The 18,676-nt window shown below is 64.4% G+C and carries 10 protein-coding genes; 1 reads left to right on the top strand and 9 read right to left on the bottom strand.

The genetic code is table 11. The annotated features are described in order from the left end of the window. Nucleotides 1-59: 59 nt before the first annotated feature. The 4 genes from QA645_RS15150 to QA645_RS15135 all read right to left on the bottom strand — a co-directional run bounded on the left by QA645_RS15150 (nucleotide 60) and on the right by QA645_RS15135 (nucleotide 10,222). Nucleotides 60-2,354: a DUF1522 domain-containing protein gene (locus QA645_RS15150; protein ID WP_283051204.1), complete on the bottom strand. Its 2,295-nt coding sequence runs from the start codon at nucleotides 2,352-2,354 to the stop codon at nucleotides 60-62. 218 nt (nucleotides 2,355-2,572) lie between these two features. After that, a complete protein-coding gene (locus QA645_RS15145; protein WP_283051202.1) occupies nucleotides 2,573-4,864 on the bottom strand; it encodes a DUF1522 domain-containing protein in 2,292 nt (763 codons plus the stop codon). A gap of 324 nt (nucleotides 4,865-5,188) precedes the next feature. Continuing rightward, on the bottom strand, nucleotides 5,189-7,480 hold the full coding sequence (locus tag QA645_RS15140; RefSeq protein ID WP_283051200.1) for a DUF1522 domain-containing protein: 2,292 nt from the start codon (nucleotides 7,478-7,480) through the stop codon (nucleotides 5,189-5,191). Between the two features lie 450 nt (nucleotides 7,481-7,930). Continuing rightward, nucleotides 7,931-10,222, bottom strand: a complete 2,292-nt coding sequence (locus QA645_RS15135) for a DUF1522 domain-containing protein (RefSeq protein ID WP_283051198.1) — start codon at nucleotides 10,220-10,222, stop codon at nucleotides 7,931-7,933. 322 nt (nucleotides 10,223-10,544) lie between these two features. On the opposite strand from QA645_RS15135, the gene flbT reads away from it, so the two are divergent. Beyond that, nucleotides 10,545-10,982 (top strand): flagellar biosynthesis repressor FlbT, encoded by a 438-nt coding sequence (flbT, locus tag QA645_RS15130; RefSeq protein ID WP_254132597.1) that lies wholly within the window; start codon nucleotides 10,545-10,547, stop codon nucleotides 10,980-10,982. 72 nt (nucleotides 10,983-11,054) lie between these two features. On the opposite strand, the gene QA645_RS15125 is transcribed toward flbT, so the two are convergent. From QA645_RS15125 to QA645_RS15105, 5 genes are all read right to left on the bottom strand, one after another. Next, nucleotides 11,055-12,551 carry an aspartate aminotransferase family protein gene (locus QA645_RS15125; protein WP_283051195.1) on the bottom strand — a complete coding sequence of 499 codons (1,497 nt, stop codon included), beginning with the start codon at nucleotides 12,549-12,551 and terminating at the stop codon, nucleotides 11,055-11,057. Further along, nucleotides 12,548-13,783: a hypothetical protein gene (locus tag QA645_RS15120; RefSeq protein ID WP_283051193.1), complete on the bottom strand. Its 1,236-nt coding sequence runs from the start codon at nucleotides 13,781-13,783 to the stop codon at nucleotides 12,548-12,550. Before QA645_RS15120 ends, QA645_RS15125 begins: the two co-directional genes overlap by 4 nt. Nucleotides 13,784-13,799: 16 nt before the next feature. Continuing rightward, on the bottom strand, nucleotides 13,800-15,404 hold the full coding sequence (locus QA645_RS15115) for a hypothetical protein (protein WP_283051192.1): 1,605 nt from the start codon (nucleotides 15,402-15,404) through the stop codon (nucleotides 13,800-13,802). 10 nt (nucleotides 15,405-15,414) lie between these two features. After that, nucleotides 15,415-16,200 carry a hypothetical protein gene (locus QA645_RS15110; protein ID WP_283051190.1) on the bottom strand — a complete coding sequence of 262 codons (786 nt, stop codon included), beginning with the start codon at nucleotides 16,198-16,200 and terminating at the stop codon, nucleotides 15,415-15,417. A 72-nt stretch (nucleotides 16,201-16,272) separates the two neighbouring features. Then, entirely contained in the window at nucleotides 16,273-18,666 is a 2,394-nt protein-coding gene (locus QA645_RS15105; protein WP_283051188.1) for a flagellar hook associated protein, read from the bottom strand. Nucleotides 18,667-18,676 lie beyond the last annotated feature (10 nt).

Genomic DNA, 18,676 nt, shown 5'->3' with positions numbered 1-18,676 from the left:
AGAACGGCGGGACATTAGCCCCGCCGCGCCGTCTCAAGATTCAATTTCGCGCTTTCGAATTAGCGGAGCAGCTGCAGCACGCTCTGCTGCGACTGGTTGGCCAGCGACAGTGCGGAGACTGCGATCGATTGGCGGGTCGACAGCGCCTGGCTGTTAGCCGCTTCCTCGTTGGTGTCCGCAAGCGTCAGGTTGGACGAGCCGGTCTGCAGCACGTTGATCAGGTTCTTGGAGAAGTCCTGGCGGACCTGCACGATCGACAGGTTCGAACCGAGCGAAGAACCTTCCGAGCGCAGCGTGCTCGAAGCAGCGTTCAGGCTCTGGAGGACCTTGTTGGTAGCGCCGTTGTCGATGAAGTCGGTGCCGGGGACGAGATTGCTGAGGCCAAGACCGGCCGCGTTGAACACGACGCCGTTGATGCCGAGCGTGGAGCTGCCGGTCTCGTTGAAGACCAGCTTCAAGGTGTCGCCGTTCAGCAGGTTGACGCCGTTGAAGGAGGAGTCCTGCGAGGTCGTGTCGATCTGCGCCAGGATGTTGTTGAACTGGCTGACCAGGCTCGAACGCGCGGTCTGCGCCACGGGATCCTGAACCGGGGGCTGCGCGGTGGTGAAGGCAAGCACGCTCGTGAGCGTACCGCCGACCGCGCCGCCTGCGGTCGACGAACCGAGGGTCGACGATGCGTATTCGTTGACGGTGGTGACCGTCAGTACGCCGTTGGCGTCGATCGTCGCGGTCAGGTGGTTGGCCTGAAGCTGGACGTTGAGCTGGTCGAGCGTCTTGACCGTGCCGTTGGTGCCGTCGCCGAAGGTGACGTTGACCGGCGTGCCGCCGTTGAACGAGGTGAAGGTCAGGGTCTTGCCGCTGACGCCGCCGACACCGGAGGTCCGCGATGCGCTGAACGCCGTCGCCGTTCCAGTGTTGCCGCTGAGGCCGAAGGCGTTCAGCGCGTTGCCCGTGCCGGTGATCGAGAGGTCGGCGTTGATGCCGGTCGAGATCGAGAGCTGGCCGCTGGAGTTCACCGACGACGGGATCTGGCCCGAGGTGGTGCTAAGCGTGGCAGCACCGTTGAAGAGGCTGGCGGTCTTGACGCCGGTCGCCAGGTCGATCGAATTGAGCAGGTCGGTCAGGTTCGCGCTCTGCAGATAGACCGTCGAGTTGCCGTTGCCGTCGGTGACGACATTGCCGTTGACGCCGTAGCCGGTGGGCACGCTCGCTGCCGATTGCGGAGTCTGCGCGTTCTTGAAGGTGATGGTGTGGCCGTCGACGTTCAGCGTCGAGCCGTCCTGGACCAGCGAGCCCAGCGAGCCCGCTGTGGTCGAGCGATTCGCGCTCACGCTGGCATTGCCCGCGCCGGTCGCGGCCGTCAAGCCGAGGGCGTGGAGGAAGTCGGCATTGCCCGTCACGCTGAGATCGGCGCCGGTCGAGCTCTTCAGCGTGACGACACCGCCCGCGCTGATGGAGGAGGCTGTCTGAAGGGTGCCCACAGGGCCGGCCGAACCGCTGACAGCGATGGTCGCCGCGCCTGCGCTGATGGTCGCGGTCTTGACGCCGCTCGCGAGATCGATCGCGCTAAGGACGTCGTTGACCGTCGCCTTGGGCGCGGCCGCCGTTCCCTCATAAACGATCGAGTTGCCGTTGCCGTCGGTGGCGATGCTTCCGCTGGCATTGAGGCCCCAGCCGGTCGGCTGCGTCGCCGGAGCGGGGCCGGTGCGGAAGGTAACGGTCTTGCCGTTCACCGTGATGGTGTCGCCGTCCGCGGGCGGCGTGCTGAACGTGGAGGACGTCGTGGTGCCGAGCAGCGTGTCGGTGCCGATCAGCGCAGTGCTGTTGTCGGCGGCATTCACCGCACTACCGGTCAATGTACCAGCGCTCGAACCGAGCGAAGCACCGAGGGCGGCCGCTGCCGTCACCGGCGTGACACCGCCGGGCGCACCGGTATAGAGCACGTTGCTGTTGGCGGTCGCGCTCGCATAGGAGGTCGTGCCGCGCAGATCCGCCGGCGTCGCACCCGGGATCGTGGTCGAGACGTTGGACTTGGTGGAGTAGCCGACCGTGGTCTGCAGCGCCTGGTTGGCGATCGACTTCGCGCTGTCGATCAGCTTCTGCAGCGAGGTGATGCCGGTATTGGCGGCCTGCAACACCTGCACACCGTTGTTGATGCCGTCGAGCAGGTTGCTGATGTCGCTTGCTCGGTTGTCCAGCCCCTGCGCCGTGAAGAAGTTGGTGGGATTGTCGAGCGCCGTGTTGACCTTCTTGCCGGTCGACAACCGCTCCTGCGTCGTGGCCAGCAAGTCGGCCGTCGACTGCAGCGACAACAGGTTCTGGCGAACGGACGCCGAGAGAACGATGTTGGACATTGGCAGGTCTTCCTCTTGAACCGGATACGAATCGGCCGCGCGGGTCTGGAAGCGGGCGTTTGTCCAGTTTTAGGACCTGTCCTTTAAAGTATGGTTAACGCCGGTTTAAGAGATAGGGTTAATGGCTGGTGTACGCCCTTCCCGGTCTCAAAACGCAAAAGAGAGCGGCGGGGCAAAAGCCCCGCCACTCAATTTTATTCAGTAATTTCAGCTACTTATTAGCGAAGCAGCTGAAGCACGCTCTGCTGCGAGGTGTTGGCCAGTGACAGCGCCGAGACCGCGATCGACTGGCGGGTCGACAGCGCCTGGCTGTTCGCCGCTTCGACGTTGGTGTCGGCCAGGGTCAGGTTGGACGAGCCGGTCTGCAGCACGTTGATCAGGTTCTTGTTGAAGTCCTGACGTACCTGCACCACCGAGAGGTTCGAACCGAGTGCGGAAGCCTCGGACCGCAGCGTGCTCGACGCAGCGTTCAGGTTGGTCAGCACCTTGTTCGACGCGGCGTTGTCGATGAAGTCGACGCCGACGGTCAGCGCAGCGAGGCCCAGACCCTTCGAGTTGTAGGTTACGCCGGTGATGTTCAAGCTCGACTTGCCGGTCTCGTCGAACACCAGCTTGAGCTGGTCGCCGTTCAACAGGTTCACGCCGTTGAACGAGGAGTCCTGCGAGGTCGTGTCGATCTGGTTCAGGATGTTGTTGTACTGAGACACCAGATTGGCACGAGCGGTCTGCGCCACCGCATCCTGGACGGGAGTCGATGCCGTCGAGAAAGTCAGCGCGGTGGTGAGCGTACCACCGATCGCACCGCCCGCAGTGGTCGAGCCAATCGTCGAGGACGCGTAGTCGTTGGATGCCGTAATGGTCAGCTGACCGTTGGCGTCGATCGTCGCGGCCAGGTTGTTGGCCTGGAGCTGCGTGTTGAGCTGATCGAGCGTCTTGACCGTGCCGTTGGTGCCGTCGCCGAAGGTAACGTTGACCGCCGTACCACCGTTGAAGGAGGCGAAGGTCAAGGTCTTGCCGGCAATGCCGCCGATACCCGAGGTGCGGGCCGCGGTAAAAGCGGTCGCCGTCCCGGTGTTGCCGGCAAGGCCAAGTGCGTTCAGCGCATTGCCCGACCCAGTAATCGTGAGATCTGCATTGATGCCGGTTGCAAGCCGGAGCTGGCCAGAGCTGTTGATAGACGAGTTGGACTGGCCGGTGGCGGTTTTCAGCGTCGCAGCGCCTGCGGCGTTGATGGTCGCGGTCTGCACGCCGGTGGCGAGGTCGATCGCGTTCAGCACATCGGAGACCGTGCCGGACGACAGATAGACCGTCGAGTTGCCGTTGCCGTCGGTGAGGACGTTGCCGCTGACGCCGGAGCCGCTCGGGATCGCCGGAGCACCCGTGGAGCCCGGAACGGCGCCGTTCTTGAAGGTGATGACATGGCCGTCGACATTCAGCGTCGAGCCGTCCTGGATCTGCTGACCCAGCGAGCCGGAGCTGCTGGTGCGGTTCACGTTCACCGTCGCGTTGCCGCCGCCGGTGGCGGTGGACAGGCCGAGGGCCTTCAGCAAGTCGGCCTTGCCGGTGATGCTGAGATCAGCACCGCTCGAACTGTGCAGCGTGAGCTTGCTGGCCGTCGTGACACCGACGTCCGAAACGGCGGTCGCGTTGGCGCTCTGGGAGATCGTCGCCGAACCGGCGGTGATCGAGGCAACCTTCACGCCGCTGGCGAGGTCGATCGCGGTGGTGAGGTCACCGACCGTCCCCTTCGGCGTCGTGGTGTCGCCCAGATAGATGGTCGAGTTGCCCGCGCCGTCGGTGGTGATGTTGCCGCTGGCGCCAAGGCCGCTCGCAACCGTGGCGGAGGTCGGCGCCACGCCGGAGCGGAAGGTGATCGTGTGACCGTTGACGGTCAGCGTGTCGCCGTCCGAGGGCTGGGCGTTGCCGACCAGGCCGGTCGCGGTCGCCGCACCAGTGCCGAGAAGCGTGATGCCCGCGGTAATGGCGGTCGAACCGTCGCCGGCGGTTGCCGCCGCACCGGTGAGAACGCCCTGGGTCGCGCCGAGGGTCGTGGTGCCGCTCGCAGCGTGGATGCCGCCGGCCGTGCCGTCATAGAGCACGTTGCTGGAAGCAGAAGCGCTGGCAAAGCTGGTCGTGCCGCGCAGGTCCGCCGCCGTCGCACCCGCGATAGTGGTGGAAACGTTGGACTTGGTGGAGTAGCCGACGGTGGTCTGCAGCGCCTGGTTGGCGATCGACTTGGCGCTGTCGATCAGCTTCTGCAGCGAGGTCAGGCCGGTGTTGGCAGCCTGCAGCACCTGCACGCCGTTGGCGATGCCATCGAGGAGGTTGTTGATGTCGCTGGCGCGATTGTCGAGCGACTGGGCGGTGAAGAAGTTGGTGGGATTGTCCAAAGCCGAATTGACGCTCTTGCCGGTCGACAGACGGTTCTGTGTGGTGGCGAGAAGATCGGCGGTGGACTGGAGAGAGAGCAGGTTCTGACGAACCGACGCAGAGAGAACAATACCGGACATGACTCTTACCCTTCTGGCTTACGCGTCTTCGTTCGATCGCTTCTGGATCGAGTGACGGCCACAGGGTGCGCTGACATGGCTAACAAAGGGTGAAACGCGTCTCACTGTCATAAGCGCCGGTTCACCATAAACCATTGTGACGCGTTGCCAGGCCTCGCAATCGGCCTGAAATCATTGGCGATTCTGCGCGCTTACTCTCCATTAACCATAACCGCTGGTTACTTTTTCGATCGCTCCCGCCTCCTCGAATGCCGATGGCGAACAAAAAAAAGCGGCGGGGCCGAAGCCCCGCCGCCGGATCTTGCTTGCGATGTCGTCCGCTTGTTAGCGGAGCAGCTGCAGCACGCTCTGCTGCGACTGGTTGGCCAGCGACAGCGCAGAGACCGCGATCGACTGACGGGTCGACAGCGCCTGGCTGTTCGCCGCTTCGACGTTGGTGTCGGCCAGCGTCAGGTTCGACGAGCCGGTCTGCAGCACGTTGATCAGGTTCTTGTTGAAGTCCTGACGAACCTGCACGATCGTCAGGTTCGAACCCAAGGCGGAGGCTTCCGAACGCAGCGTGCTCGACGCGGAGTTCAGGTTGGTCAGCACCTTGTTGGTCGCGGCGTTGTCGATGAAGTCGACACCGCCGGTCAGTGCGGCAAGGCCGAGACCCTTCGAGTTGTAGGTCACGCCGGTGATGTTGAGGTTTGACTTTCCGGTTTCGTCGAACACCAGCTTGAGCTGATCGCCGTTCAAGAGGTTGACACCGTTGAAGGACGAGTCGAGCGAGGTCGAGTCGATCTGCTGGAGGATGTTGTTGTACTGGCTGACCAGATTGGTACGGGCCGTCTGGGCAACAGTATCCTGCGTGGGCGTAGACGCCGTCGAGAACGTCAGCGAAGTGGTGAGCGTACCACCGATGACGCCGCCCGCGGCGCTCGAACCGATGGTCGAGGACGCGTAGTCATTGGTGCTCGAGACCGTCAGCAGGCCGTTGGCGTCGATCGTCGCGGTCAGGTTGTTGGCCTGGAGCTGCGAGTTGAGCTGATCGAGCGTCTTGACTGTGCCGTTGGTGCCATCGCCGAAGGTGACGTTGACCGCCGTGCCACCGTTGAAGGAGGAGAAGGTCAAGGTCTTGCCGGTGATGCCGCCGATGCCCGAGGTACGGGCCGCGGTGAACGCGGTCCCGGTGCCGGTGTTGCCGGCGAAGCCGAGCACGTTCAGCGCATTGCCCGTGCCGGTGATCGACAGGTCGGCATTCACGCCGGTCGAGACCTTGAGCTGGCCCGAGGCGTTGATCGACGAGTTGGTCTGGCCGGTCGCGGTCTTCAGCGTCGCCGTGCCGTTGGCCGCGATGGTCGCGGTCTGCACGCCGGAGGCAAGGTCGATCGCGTTCAGCACGTCGGAGATCGTGCCGGACGACAGATAGACCGTCGAGTTGCCGGCACCGTCGGTGAGGACGTTGCCGCTGACGCCGGAGCCGCTCGGGATCGCCGGAGCACCCGTGGAGCCCGGAACGGCGCCGTTCTTGAAGGTGATGACATGACCGTCGACATTCAGCGTCGAGCCGTCCTGGATCTGCTGACCCAGCGAGCCGGAGCTGGTGGTGCGGTTCACGTTCACCGTCGCGTTGCCGCCGCCGGTGGCGGTGGACAGGCCGAGGGCCTTCAGCAAGTCGGCCTTGCCGGTGATGCTCAGATCGGCACCGCTCGAGCTGTGCAGCGTGAGCTTGCTGGCCGTCGTGACACCGACGTCCGAAACGGCGGTCGCATTGGCGCTCTGGGAGATCGTCGCCGAACCGGCGGTGATCGAGGCAACCTTCACGCCGCTGGCAAGGTCGATCGCGGTGACGAGGTCACCGACCGTACCCTTCTGGGTCGTGGTGTCACCCAGATAGATGGTCGAGTTGCCCGCGCCGTCGGTGGTGATGTTGCCGCTGGCGCCAAGGCCGCTCGCAACGGTCGAGGAGGTCGGGGCCACGCCGGAGCGGAAGGTGATCGTGTGACCGTTGACGGTCAGCGTGTCGCCGTCCGAGGGTTGGGCGTTGCCGACCAGGCCGGTCGCGGTCGCGGCACCGGTGCCGAGCAGCGTGATCGCCGCCGTAATGGCCGTCGAGCCGTCGCCGGCGGTTGCCGCCGCACCGGTGAGAACGCCCTGGGTCGCGCCGAGGGTCGTGGTGCCGCTCGCAGCGTGCGTGCCGCCGGCGGTGCCGTCGAACAGGACGTTGCTGCTCGCAACCGTGCTCGCAAACGAGGTGGTGCCACGCAGGTCGGCCGCCGTCGCACCGGAGATCGTGGTGGAGACGTTGGACTTGGTGGAGTAACCGACGGTGGTCTGCAGCGCCTGGTTGGCGATCGACTTCGCGCTATCGATCAGCTTCTGCAGCGAGGTGATGCCGGTGTTGGCAGCCTGCAGCACCTGCACGCCGTTGGCGATGCCATCGAGCAGGTTGTTGATGTCGCTGGCGCGATTGTCGAGCGACTGGGCGGTGAAGAAGTTGGTGGGATTGTCCAGAGCCGAGTTCACGCTCTTGCCCGTCGACAGACGGCTCTGCGTGGTGGCGAGAAGATCAGCGGTGGACTGGAGGGAGAGGAGGTTCTGACGAACCGATGAGGAGAGAACAATACCGGACATTGAGTGTTACCCTTCTGGTACGCAACGCAACAAACTTCGATTAGGATTAATCGATGCCGGGACGGTGAACGTTGAGGGCTAACAAAGCATGAAGCGTGTCGCGCGAGTCCTTGCTTGGATTCACCATATGCGCGCTTCGCACCGCATCGCGCCCGCTTCTATCGTCATGATCGAATGATGCTTTTCGATGCAGCGGCGGCGCGTTTGCCACTTGTCAACCATAACTCAGAGTGAGCAATTCGCTGCATTCAATTGCATTGTCTACATCTAAGCGCGTTGGTGCAGCGGCAGGACATTTGCCATTTGTCAACCATAACGCGCAGCACACAAACTGCTTGCCTTCGAAGGCATCGTCTTTATCCGAGGCAGCGACACCGTAATGCCACGCAAAAAGAAAGCGGCGGGGCCGAAGCCCCGCCGCCGGATCTTGCTTGCGACGTCGTCCGCTTGTTAGCGGAGCAGCTGCAGCACGCTCTGCTGCGACTGGTTGGCCAGCGACAGCGCGGAGACCGCGATCGACTGACGGGTCGACAGCGCCTGGCTGTTCGCCGCTTCGACGTTGGTGTCGGCCAGCGTCAGGTTGGACGAGCCGGTCTGCAGCACGTTGATCAGGTTCTTGTTGAAGTCCTGACGAACCTGCACCACCGAGAGGTTCGAACCGAGGGTCGACGCTTCCGAGCGCAGCGTGCTCGACGCGGCGTTCAGGTTGGTCAGCACCTTGTTGGTCGCAGCGTTGTCGATGAAGTCGACACCGTTGGTCAACGAGGCAAGACCCAGGCCCTTCGAGTTGTACGTCACACCCGTGATGTTCAGGCTCGACTTGCCGGTCTCGTCGAAGGTCAGCTTGAGCTGGTCGCCGTTCAACAGGTTCACGCCGTTGAACGAGGAGTCCTGCGAGGTCGAGTCGATCTGGCTCAGGATGTTGTTGTACTGAGACACCAGGTTGGCGCGAGCCGTCTGGGCAACCGTGTCCTGGACGGGGCTGGAAGCCGTCGAGAACGTCAGCGCCGAGGTCAGCGTACCACCGATGACACCGCCCGCGGCGCTCGAACCGATGGTTGAGGACGCGTAGTCATTGGTGCTCGAGACCGTCAGCAGGCCGTTGGCGTCGATCGTCGCGGACAGGTTGTTGGCCTGGAGCTGCGAGTTGAGCTGATCGAGCGTCTTGACCGTGCCGTTGGTGCCGTCGCCGAAGGTAACGTTGACCGCCGTGCCGCCGTTGAAGGAGGAGAAGGTCAAGGTCTTGCCGGCAATGCCGCCGATGCCCGAGGTACGGGCCGCGGTGAACGCGGTCCCGGTGCCGGTGTTGCCGGCGAAGCCGAGCACGTTCAGCGCATTGCCCGTGCCGGTGATCGACAGGTCGGCATTCACGCCGGTCGAGACCTTGAGCTGGCCCGAGGCGTTGATCGACGAGTTGGTCTGGCCGGTCGCGGTCTTCAGCGTCGCTGTGCCGTTGGCCGCGATGGTCGCGGTCTGCACGCCGGAGGCAAGGTCGATCGCGTTCAGCACGTCGGAGATCGTGCCGGACGACAGATAGACCGTCGAGTTGCCGGCACCGTCGGTGAGGACGTTGCCGCTGACACCGGAGCCGCTCGGGATCGCCGGAGCACCCGTGGAGCCCGGAACGGCGCCGTTCTTGAAGGTGATGACATGACCGTCGACATTCAGCGTCGAGCCGTCCTGGATCTGCTGACCCAGCGAGCCGGAGCTGGTGGTGCGGTTCACGTTCACCGTCGCGTTGCCGCCGCCGGTGGCGGTGGACAGGCCGAGGGCCTTCAGCAAGTCGGCCTTGCCGGTGATGCTCAGATCGGCACCGCTCGAGCTGTGCAGCGTGAGCTTGCTGGCCGTCGTGACACCGACGTCCGAAACGGCGGTCGCATTGGCGCTCTGGGAGATCGTCGCCGAACCGGCGGTGATCGAGGCAACCTTCACGCCGCTGGCAAGGTCGATCGCGGTGACGAGGTCACCGACCGTACCCTTCTGGGTCGTGGTGTCACCCAGATAGATGGTCGAGTTGCCCGCGCCGTCGGTGGTGATGTTGCCGCTGGCGCCAAGGCCGCTCGCAACGGTCGAGGAGGTCGGGGCCACGCCGGAGCGGAAGGTGATCGTGTGACCGTTGACGGTCAGCGTGTCGCCGTCCGAGGGCTGGGCGTTGCCGACCAGGCCGGTCGCGGTCGCGGCACCGGTGCCGAGCAGCGTGATCGCCGCCGTAATGGCCGTCGAGCCGTCGCCGGCGGTTGCCGCCGCACCGGTGAGAACGCCCTGGGTCGCGCCGAGGGTCGTGGTGCCGCTCGCAGCGTGCGTGCCGCCGGCGGTGCCGTCGAACAGGACGTTGCTGCTCGCAACCGTGCTCGCAAACGAGGTGGTGCCACGCAGGTCGGCCGCCGTCGCACCGGAGATCGTGGTGGAGACGTTGGACTTGGTGGAGTAACCGACGGTGGTCTGCAGCGCCTGGTTGGCGATCGACTTGGCGGAGTCGACGAGCTTCTGCAGCGAGGTGATGCCGGTGTTGGCAGCCTGCAGCACCTGCACGCCGTTGCCGATGTTGTCGAGGAGGTTGTTGATGTCGCTGGCGCGATTGTCGAGCGACTGGGCGGTGAAGAAGTTGGTCGGATTGTCCAGGGCCGAGTTCACGCTCTTGCCCGTCGACAGACGGTTCTGCGTGGTGGCGAGAAGATCAGCGGTGGACTGGAGGGAGAGGAGGTTCTGACGAACCGATGCCGAGAGGACGATACCGGACATAACTCTGTTACCTTTCTGGTAAACGACGCTACTGTTACGCGTCTGCATGGATCTTGATTGATCCAGCGACTGGCGGACCGTGGCGCCGAGAATCTAACGAAGCATGAAATGAAATCGCCGCTTTCGCTGAGTCGCGGCGTGATTCGGGCAATCAGTGCCGACGTGACGCGGCGCCGCCGGGCAATTTCAACATTGATATGATTGAGCTTTTCCGTGGTGCTGGCCCGGATTCACAACTCGTTAACTAATGTTGAGGGAGTATTGCACCCTGATCCGCCACAACACGCGCTTCGGTTACGAAAGCGTTGATGGAGAACAGGCAATGGCCCTCAAGGTCGAGCTCAGGCCGCACGAACGCATTATTGTCGGGAACTGCGTCATCACCAACACCGACCAGCGCGCCCGCCTTCTGATCGACGGCGAGAACGTGCCGATCCTGCGCGAGCGCGATATCCTCACGCCCGAGACCGCGGATACGCCCGCCAAGCTCGTCTATCTGGCGGTCCAGCTCATGTACATCTCGCCGGACCCGCAGGGCCAGCACGGCACCTATTTCAACCTGGTGCGCGACATCGTCACCGCCGTGCCAAGCGCCTGGCCGATCATCGAAGAGATCAACAACCACATCATGAGCGGCGATCTCTACCGGGCGCTGAAGGATGCCCGCAAGCTGATCGCCTATGAAGACAAGCTGCGTGAGCAATTCGAAGCCACCCACCCAAAGGATGGCATCAAGGGTGACGTCAGCTCGGCCGCCTGAGCGCTTCGCACATCTGAAACGATGCCGCCCCGGACCATGTCCGGGGCGGCTTTATTTTGACGCTCTCTGATATCACTGCGCCGCGAGCGGCGGCGCAGCGACCTCGATCAATCCGCCGGTCCGCCGCGTGCCGAACTTGATCACGGCCGACACCAGCGCGTCGATGTCCGTCTCGGCGGTACGATGATTGACGATCGCCGCGCGGATCGCGAACCTGCCGTCCAGCGTCGTGCTTGACGGTGCGGCAATGCCGGACTCCTGGACATCGGCGACAATCTCCCGATTGATCGCATCGTCGGCGCGATAGCGGAAGCAGACGATGTTGAGATTGACCGGCGCGAGCAATTCGAGCCTGGGCTCGGCGAGCACGCGCGTCTCGAGATATCGCGCGAGCGCGCAGCTGCGTGCGATCACCTCACCCAGCCGGTCGGTGCCGAATGTCTTCAGCGTGAACCACGTCTTCAGCGCACGAAAACCGCGCGACAGATCCGGACCGAGATCGCACGGCCAGACAGCACCGGCCGCAAGCCCCCTCGCCTCGCGGCTCAGATAGGCCGCCGGCTGTGCAAAGGCCTGCCGATGCCGTTCACCGTCACGCACCAGCAGGAAGCCGGCGTCATAAGGCACCTGCCCCCATTTGTGGAAGTCGAGCGCGATCGAATCCGCAAGCTCGATGCCAGCGAGCAGCGGCGCAAGCTCGGGCGAGAGGATCGCGAGCGCACCAAAGGCACCATCGACGTGAAACCAGATGCCCTCTTCGCGGCACAGGTCCGCGATTGCCTTGAGATCGTCGATCGCGCCGATGTCGACCGTGCCGGCCGATGCCGTGACCAGGAACGGCTTGAAGCCGACCTCGCGATCGATCGCGATCTGCGCGCGCAGCGCGGCGACATCGATGCGATGATCGGTGTCGACACCAATCTTGCGCAGCGCGTCGGTGCCGAAGCCAGCGATGTCCATCGCGCGGGAGATACAGCCATGCGCGGCCTTCGACGCATAGGCCGTGAGCAACGTCCCGTCATTGCCGATGCCGTGTTGGCGCGCCAGCGTACCGAGCGCGCTGGTGCGCGCCACCAGCACCGCCATCAGATTGGCCATCGACGTACCGGTGACGAAAATGCCGCTCGCACCTTCCGGAAAGCCGAACAAGCCGCGCATCCACGCGACGATCTGACGCTCGACCTCGATCGGCATGTGATCGCGTCCGCCGAGATTGGCATTGAGGCCTGCTGCAAGCATCTCCGCGACCATGCCGACGGCTGTGCCGCCGCCGTGCACCCAGCCCATGAAGCCGGGATGGACGTTGCCGGTCGCGTAAGGCGCGACATGCTCGGAGAATTCGCGATAGACGTCGGCGAGAGACGTCGCTTCGCGCGGCACGTCGGTCCGGACTGCCGCGCGAACCTCGTCGGGGATCGGCTGCCAGACCGGCCGCGCGCGGACATTGGCGATGCCGTCGATCGCCTCGTCCAGCATGCGATGGGCGAGTGCACGAAACTCGCTCCAGTCCTGCGGATCGAGCGATCCGTTCGTGACAGATGCCTGCGCGTTGCGGATGATCTCGTTCATGCTGCACTCCCCACGCAGGCTTTGGCATGCCGCGACAGCATCGCGGTGAACGCGGCAAAGATCTTGCGCATCTGCGGCGGCTTGTACGGAAACACCACTGGCGAATCCATGTTGTGCACGACGGCCGTGTTGTCGGCCTCGAACACCAGGAGCTCGCCGTTCTGGTTCTCGGCGCAATCGACGATGAAGTAATCGAGGCCGACGCGCCGGCTCATTTCGTCGAGCGCATTCTGGTGACGTGCAGCGAAGGCGCGATCGAAGTCTTGCATGAAGATGGCTTCTTCGGCGCGCTTCTCTTCGCTGAACGCCATGTACGCGTTGAGATACCAGATGTCCCAGCGATCGGCGATCGCCATGTGGCAGGCATAAGGCTTGCCGTCGACCATGGTGAGCCGGATCTTGCGAAAGAGTCCGTCGGGGCTCGCGTAGTTGACGAAACGCGCCACAAAGAAATCCAGCTCCTGCCGTTCGGCAAGATAGGCCGCGAGCGCCGCAGCATCGTCAACCTTCGCAAGCCCGACGCCGGCATGCGTGCCGCGCGGCCGTGCGATCATCGGAAAGTGCAATTCGCCCGAGATCTCCGCGCAAGCGATCCGCCCTTCGGAGAGAGCCGTCAATTGCGCACGCGTTGCGTTGGCGGTCACGGGAATGTCGAGACCCGGGATATCAGCCAGCAACCGGTAGAGCTTGTCGCGATCGAGATTGCCGATCAACTCGGGGCGATTGAGCAGCGGTCGCGGCCAGCGCGGCGCGGCTTTCTCGATCATCGCCAGCGCTTCGCGGCATTCCTCGGAGTCGGATGCGACCACGATGGCAACGTCGTGCTCAGGCAGCGCTTCCGGCAGGCCCTTGTCCTTGGTCACATAGAGCGTCAGGAGCTCGATATCGGAGCCTTCGAGCAAGAATTCGATCGGCGTGTTGCCGCCCATGTCGATATCGGCCGCAAGCGCAAGCACGCGCAAGCCGGGCTTCGGCGCCGCAGACGGCGTGCGAAACAATTGATGGAAGGAGAGCACCTCGGACTGGATCACGAGGCCTGCTTCCTTCTCGCCCATCAGCTGGGCGATCAGCGACAGATCCAATCCCTCGCCAGCCTGCGCCGTCCCCTCCGCGATCCGCGCCAGCAGCCGCTCGCGCAACGGGTGCAGATCGATGCCCTCGAAGGCCTGGCGGGTCAAATGCGCAAAGCCGATACGATCGGCAAAGTTCGGCGCGGCAAGCGGATGCAACATCTCACACCTATGAGGGCTACGCCGGCACAGCGGCGGTATGGTCAAGCAGCAGCTCGGTCTTCACCAGGACGTGGGCGATGCGATCGAGGATATGCTGCACATTGTGTTGCGCTTGCGCGCCGTCGGGCGACCAGGCGTCGGTGACGAGCCGCGCGCCGATGCAAAGGCGCAACGCAGCCTGCGGCGCGCCGTCCGGTTGCGCCAACCGCACCGGCTGGCCGACGAGACAGCGTTGTGCGGCAACCTGCCGGTCCGCCACGCTCCCGACGATGTCGTCGTTCATGTCCCGCGCCAGGGCGCGATGAACGGCGCTGGTATCGGCGATGGATACCGGCTTGCCGTTGCGAAGCAGCGTGAATGGAAAGATCGTAGGCCGCGCGAATTCCTCGTCGTCCACGCCCGCCTCGTCGAAGGCCGCCGGTACGGCGCGCAGCGACGGCGACAGCGCGATCATGCTGCCGATGCCGGCTGCAAGCTCGGCGACCGCCTTGGCACGGAACGCCCCCGGCACGGCGTAGTAGTTGCCGATCTCGGCCAGCGCCGCTTCCCAGCGCAGCCACTGGCCGAAATTCGGACGGCGTTCGAAGCGCGAGCGCAGCGCCGTCCACATCATCGGCCAGTCGCAGCGGCCGGCATAATCGAAGAAGCCCGGCGCGATCCCTTCAATCCGGTCGAGCGCGCGCGACAGTCCTTTCGGCACCAGCAGTGCACCGCTGAAGGCAGGACCGCCGAAGAACTTCGAGCCGGTGATCAGCACCATGTAACCGCGATCGAGATAGGAGCGCAGCCGGCGACGGCCAAGCCGCGCCTGACAGGCATCGACGACGACCTGAACCTTGCGCGGCCAGCGCCGCGCGATCTCATCGAGACAGGCGGCGCTCGGCGCACGCCAGCCGAGCTTTGACGAATCCATAATGTGCAACAAAACGCGCCGGCCTTGCGCGAGGCTGTCCTCGATTGCACGCATGACCTCGGCATCCGCGTCGGTGCGCATCGCGAGGCCGGACGTGGCGTCGAGCAGCGGTACCGCGATGCTGTCACCGGAAAGACCCGCGATCGCAGCGTCCTTGCGCACGGCAACGCCGCTCGCCGTCATCGTGCTGAAATGGTGCCCGCGTGCGGTATGAGCCGTTCCGCTGCCGGTCTGGTCGGCCCCGACCACGATGGACACCGGCGGTCCGCCAAGCACCGCGTGCGCCAGGAACAAGGCATGGAGCTGGGAATCGGTACCCGATGGCGAGAACACGACATCGACGCGCGGCGAGAGCTGGAAGTGTCCGCGCAGTTCGTCGCGCAGGTCCTCGCAGCGCCGGTCGAAGGCGATCTCGACTTCGTCGAACAGCGATTTGTGGACCAGCTCCTCGCGCGCCAGCGCGGCTCGATCATAGCCTGCTTGCGAGATCGTCGACGCAGTCGATGAGGCGAAATTCCAGATCTCGGGTTCGGGCGACGGCGCGCAGCCATAGGCATTGACGCGCTCCCTCGGGTCGAGCGCCAGCCGCTGGTCGCCGCCGGAGACGAGCAGCGTATCCAGCGGCGTGAAGAGATCGCGCAAGCGATAGCGCGAGCCGCCCTCGGACGCTCGCTCGATATCTGCGAGGTGGGATGCGCCGGTGCTCATCCCGACAGGCTCACGCCGCGTCGGCCGCCGCCACCGCGGGTGCGGCTGCGAATTGCGAGGCGATGTCGCCATGGAACACCGAAGGACCGACGTGGTCGAGCGAGCTCTGGATGTCGGCCCAGATCTCGCCACCGATATCGGTCCAGCGCTTGCAGAAGGCGAAGTCTTCCGAGAGATAGGTGCCGGTCGCCGGATCGATCATGCATTCGAACAGCGCGAACCGGTTCTGGCTCGCGACCAGCGAGTCATGCGAATGCTCGCGGAAGAATTGCAGATTGGCATAGTCCGGATGGCGGCACATCGCCTCCAGCGCCTGGCGCCGGATCATCAGGAAACCGGTGCCGGCATAGCGCACGCGGGTAAAGCCGTTGACCACCACGATGCGGTCGGGATCCTCGATCTCGAGCACGTAGTCGAGCGAGGCCGCCGTGACGTCGGTCCGTCCCGCCTTGATCGCGCGCGTTGCCTTGTCCCAATTGACCCGCTTGATCGGATAGCAGCCGGCGACGACGTCGGCGCCGGATTCGATCAACCGGAAGACCTGCTCCGGCTTGAAGCCGATATCGGCGTCGATGAACAGGAAATGCGTCGCGTCCGGGTCGTCCAGGAACATCGCGACCAGATTGGCCCGCGCGCGCGTGATCAGCGCGTCGCCGTCGCGCAAGTGCACCTTGAGCCCGAGATTGGACATGCCGTGCACGGCGCGCTGCAGCGCGAAGATCGAGCTCGCGTAAATGCTCGACACCTGCCCGCCGAAGCATGGCGTAGCCACCACCAGTTGCATCTTGTCCGACATTGACGGCTCCGCCCCCGCTCAAATCCTCACCAAGAGGTAAACAGGCATGGTTAACGGCGCCTTAATGCGCCCTTACAGGTACTTGACCAACGAGAGCTGCGCGAGGTTGGCGGTAGTCTGGTAAGACGCCTGCAGCGCGTTCTGAAGCGACAGGATTTCGCTCGCCACCTGGTCGGGCGAGGCCGACTCCGCCTGATCGACGATGTTCTGCAGCTGCGCCTTGGCCTGGGTCTGGCGCGTGGTCGCGTCCTTCATGGTGTTCTGGGCCATCGCGATGTCGGTCTGGATGTCCTCGATTTTCTGTTGGCCCGCCTGCGGGGTAAGTGCCTGGGTGGTACGCAGGCTCAGGGCTGCGACCGCCGCACCCGAATATTGCCCGGTCGGCGAGGTCGAGAACGTGCCGTACACGGCGACCGCCTGCAGCTGCTTGCGGATCGCGTCCTCGTCGGCCTGGGCGCCATATTGCACCGTGACGGAATCATCGACCCGCGCCACCGCGGTCGAGCGCGCCGACCCCGGACCGTCATTGCCGGTGTACCATTTCACGGTCGTGGCCGAGCCGTCCACCAAGGTCGTCGCCGAGCCCGCAGGCGAGGAGCCGACGCGCAGCGGAGCCTTTGCCGCCGTGACCGGGGACGTCGTGAAGCCGAGCGCCGCGAACGCCGTGCTGTTCGAGCTCGTGATGTTGAGGCTGCCGGGATCGTCCGTGTTGATCGTGATCACGCCACCATGGATGGTCGATGGTTTCGAGGTGCCAGTGAGCTGATCGATCTTGCTAAGCAGAGTTGAGACATTGTCGGTAACGTTGATCTGGTTTGGACCTGTGGCACCCGAGGCGACAAAGGTCAGCGTCTGACCGTTCACCGTAATCGTATCGGGGCTAACGGCAGGCGGACCCGCCGACCCCGCCTGGAACGCCGTCGAGAGGACTGAGGGACCGCCCGTCGTCGCAGTGCCGCTCAGCACAGTTGAACCTGTGATCGGAGCCGTCGACGGCACGCTGCCGCGCGTCACGCTGCCGAGACCGAGCGCCGTGGCCGCCGCACCGCCGGTGACCGCCACGTCTGTGCCGGTGCCAGTGGCGATCTGGATATTGCCGCTGGCGCTCAGGGTCACGTTGGCGGAGGGGACGCCTGCGGCCGTCGCGATCGCGCTCAAGATGTCAGACACCTTGGCGGTGCTGCCCGAAGCCAATCCGATCGTGGTGTTGCCGCTGGCCGTCGTGACCGTGGTGACGGTAGGGTCGAAGGTGATCGTGTGGGCGCCGTTCGCGCCGGTGATGGTCAGGGTGGTCCCGGTCGGAGCGTTGGCGAGCGCGTTGAGAATGGTTCCGTTGAGATGGGGTGTCGCCGAAGAATCGAGCGACGTGGCCGTCGACGCAGCCGCCGCTGCGGTGTCCTGCAACGCGACCGAGCCCGTCCCGGTCGTCGAGGTATAGGAGCTCAGATTGCCGGTGGCCGCCGTGTTCGCGGTGGCCGATCCCGCCGTATTGAAGAAATTGTCGCCGGCAGCCACGGCGGATGCTGCCACCAGCGAGGTGTTGGCGAGCTTCGTGATCGCGGTGTTCAGCGCGGTGTTGAGGTTCGACGAGGTAATGGCCGGGTTCGGAGCAACCGCCGGAATGACATTGGGATTGCCGGGATCAATCGCAAAGCTGCCGACCGGCGTCGGCGTAGCGCTGGACGCCGTCAGGTCGATCTGCTCGGTCGAACCATCCGGCAGCGTGAACTGTACGCTGAGCTTGTCGCCGTTCTTCGGATTGACGCCGTTGAGATTGACCGAGAACGACACCGGCGAGCCGCTTGGGCCGGTCACGGTCGCACCCGTCAGTGTCGAGGAGACCGCCGCGATCTTGAGCCCGAACGGCGACGTCGCCGAATCCTCCTGCACCTGGATCGCGCCCGAGGGCAGCGTCGACTGCACAAGCCGGCCCATGCCATTGGTGCCGAGGTCGGCAGCCTGACGCTCCGCCATGACTTGCTTCAGGCCGGCCTGCGTCGTGGTGCCGTTGATGATGTCACCGGCGTTGGCGACTGATTGCGTGTTGTAGGCGGTGCCGGAGAACAGGTAGCGGTTGCCCGACTGCGTGTTGAGGACGCCAACCATCGAGCCGAACTGCGCGGCGGCGGTGTTCTGCGCCACCGTCTGGCCGTTGACGTTGAGATCCTGTGAGCTGGTGGCCGAGCCCGTCTGCACCGTGTTGCGGATCGTCGTCAGCGACTGCAGTGCCGTGTTGGCGAGGTTGATGTTGACGTTGACGTTGGTGATCGTGTCGGTATAGGCGGCGATGTTCGAAAGCTGCGCGCGCGAGGCGATCGCAAAGCCTTCGTTGGTGCCCATGCCTGAATAATTCTGCGACAGCTTGCCGGTCGAGAGCTGCGTCGACAGGTCGGTGAGCTGCTGGTTGATGTTGCGGATCTGTGCGCCGAGGACCGACGAACCGTAATTGATGCTGCTGATCGACATGTTTCAGAGC

Origin of the sequence: Bradyrhizobium sp. CIAT3101 (assembly GCF_029714945.1) — a bacterium.
Classification (GTDB): Bacteria; Pseudomonadota; Alphaproteobacteria; order Rhizobiales; family Xanthobacteraceae; genus Bradyrhizobium.
The sequence above is the reverse complement of the archived record's forward strand: the minus strand, read 5'-3'. Positions and strand labels throughout refer to the sequence as shown.

What these genes read in the sequence shown, in the direction of transcription:
- flbT (WP_254132597.1), top strand. Translation starts at nt 10,545, where the DNA reads ATGGCCCTCAAGGTCGAGCTCAGGCCGCACGAACGCATTATTGTCGGG.
- QA645_RS15150 (WP_283051204.1), bottom strand. Translation starts at nt 2,354, where the DNA reads ATGTCCAACATCGTTCTCTCGGCGTCCGTTCGCCAGAACCTGTTGTCG.
- QA645_RS15105 (WP_283051188.1), bottom strand. Translation starts at nt 18,666, where the DNA reads ATGTCGATCAGCAGCATCAATTACGGTTCGTCGGTCCTCGGCGCACAG.
- QA645_RS15120 (WP_283051193.1), bottom strand. Translation starts at nt 13,783, where the DNA reads ATGTTGCATCCGCTTGCCGCGCCGAACTTTGCCGATCGTATCGGCTTT.
- QA645_RS15125 (WP_283051195.1), bottom strand. Translation starts at nt 12,551, where the DNA reads ATGAACGAGATCATCCGCAACGCGCAGGCATCTGTCACGAACGGATCG.
- QA645_RS15115 (WP_283051192.1), bottom strand. Translation starts at nt 15,404, where the DNA reads ATGAGCACCGGCGCATCCCACCTCGCAGATATCGAGCGAGCGTCCGAG.
- QA645_RS15140 (WP_283051200.1), bottom strand. Translation starts at nt 7,480, where the DNA reads ATGTCCGGTATTGTTCTCTCCTCATCGGTTCGTCAGAACCTCCTCTCC.
- QA645_RS15145 (WP_283051202.1), bottom strand. Translation starts at nt 4,864, where the DNA reads ATGTCCGGTATTGTTCTCTCTGCGTCGGTTCGTCAGAACCTGCTCTCT.
- QA645_RS15135 (WP_283051198.1), bottom strand. Translation starts at nt 10,222, where the DNA reads ATGTCCGGTATCGTCCTCTCGGCATCGGTTCGTCAGAACCTCCTCTCC.
- QA645_RS15110 (WP_283051190.1), bottom strand. Translation starts at nt 16,200, where the DNA reads ATGTCGGACAAGATGCAACTGGTGGTGGCTACGCCATGCTTCGGCGGG.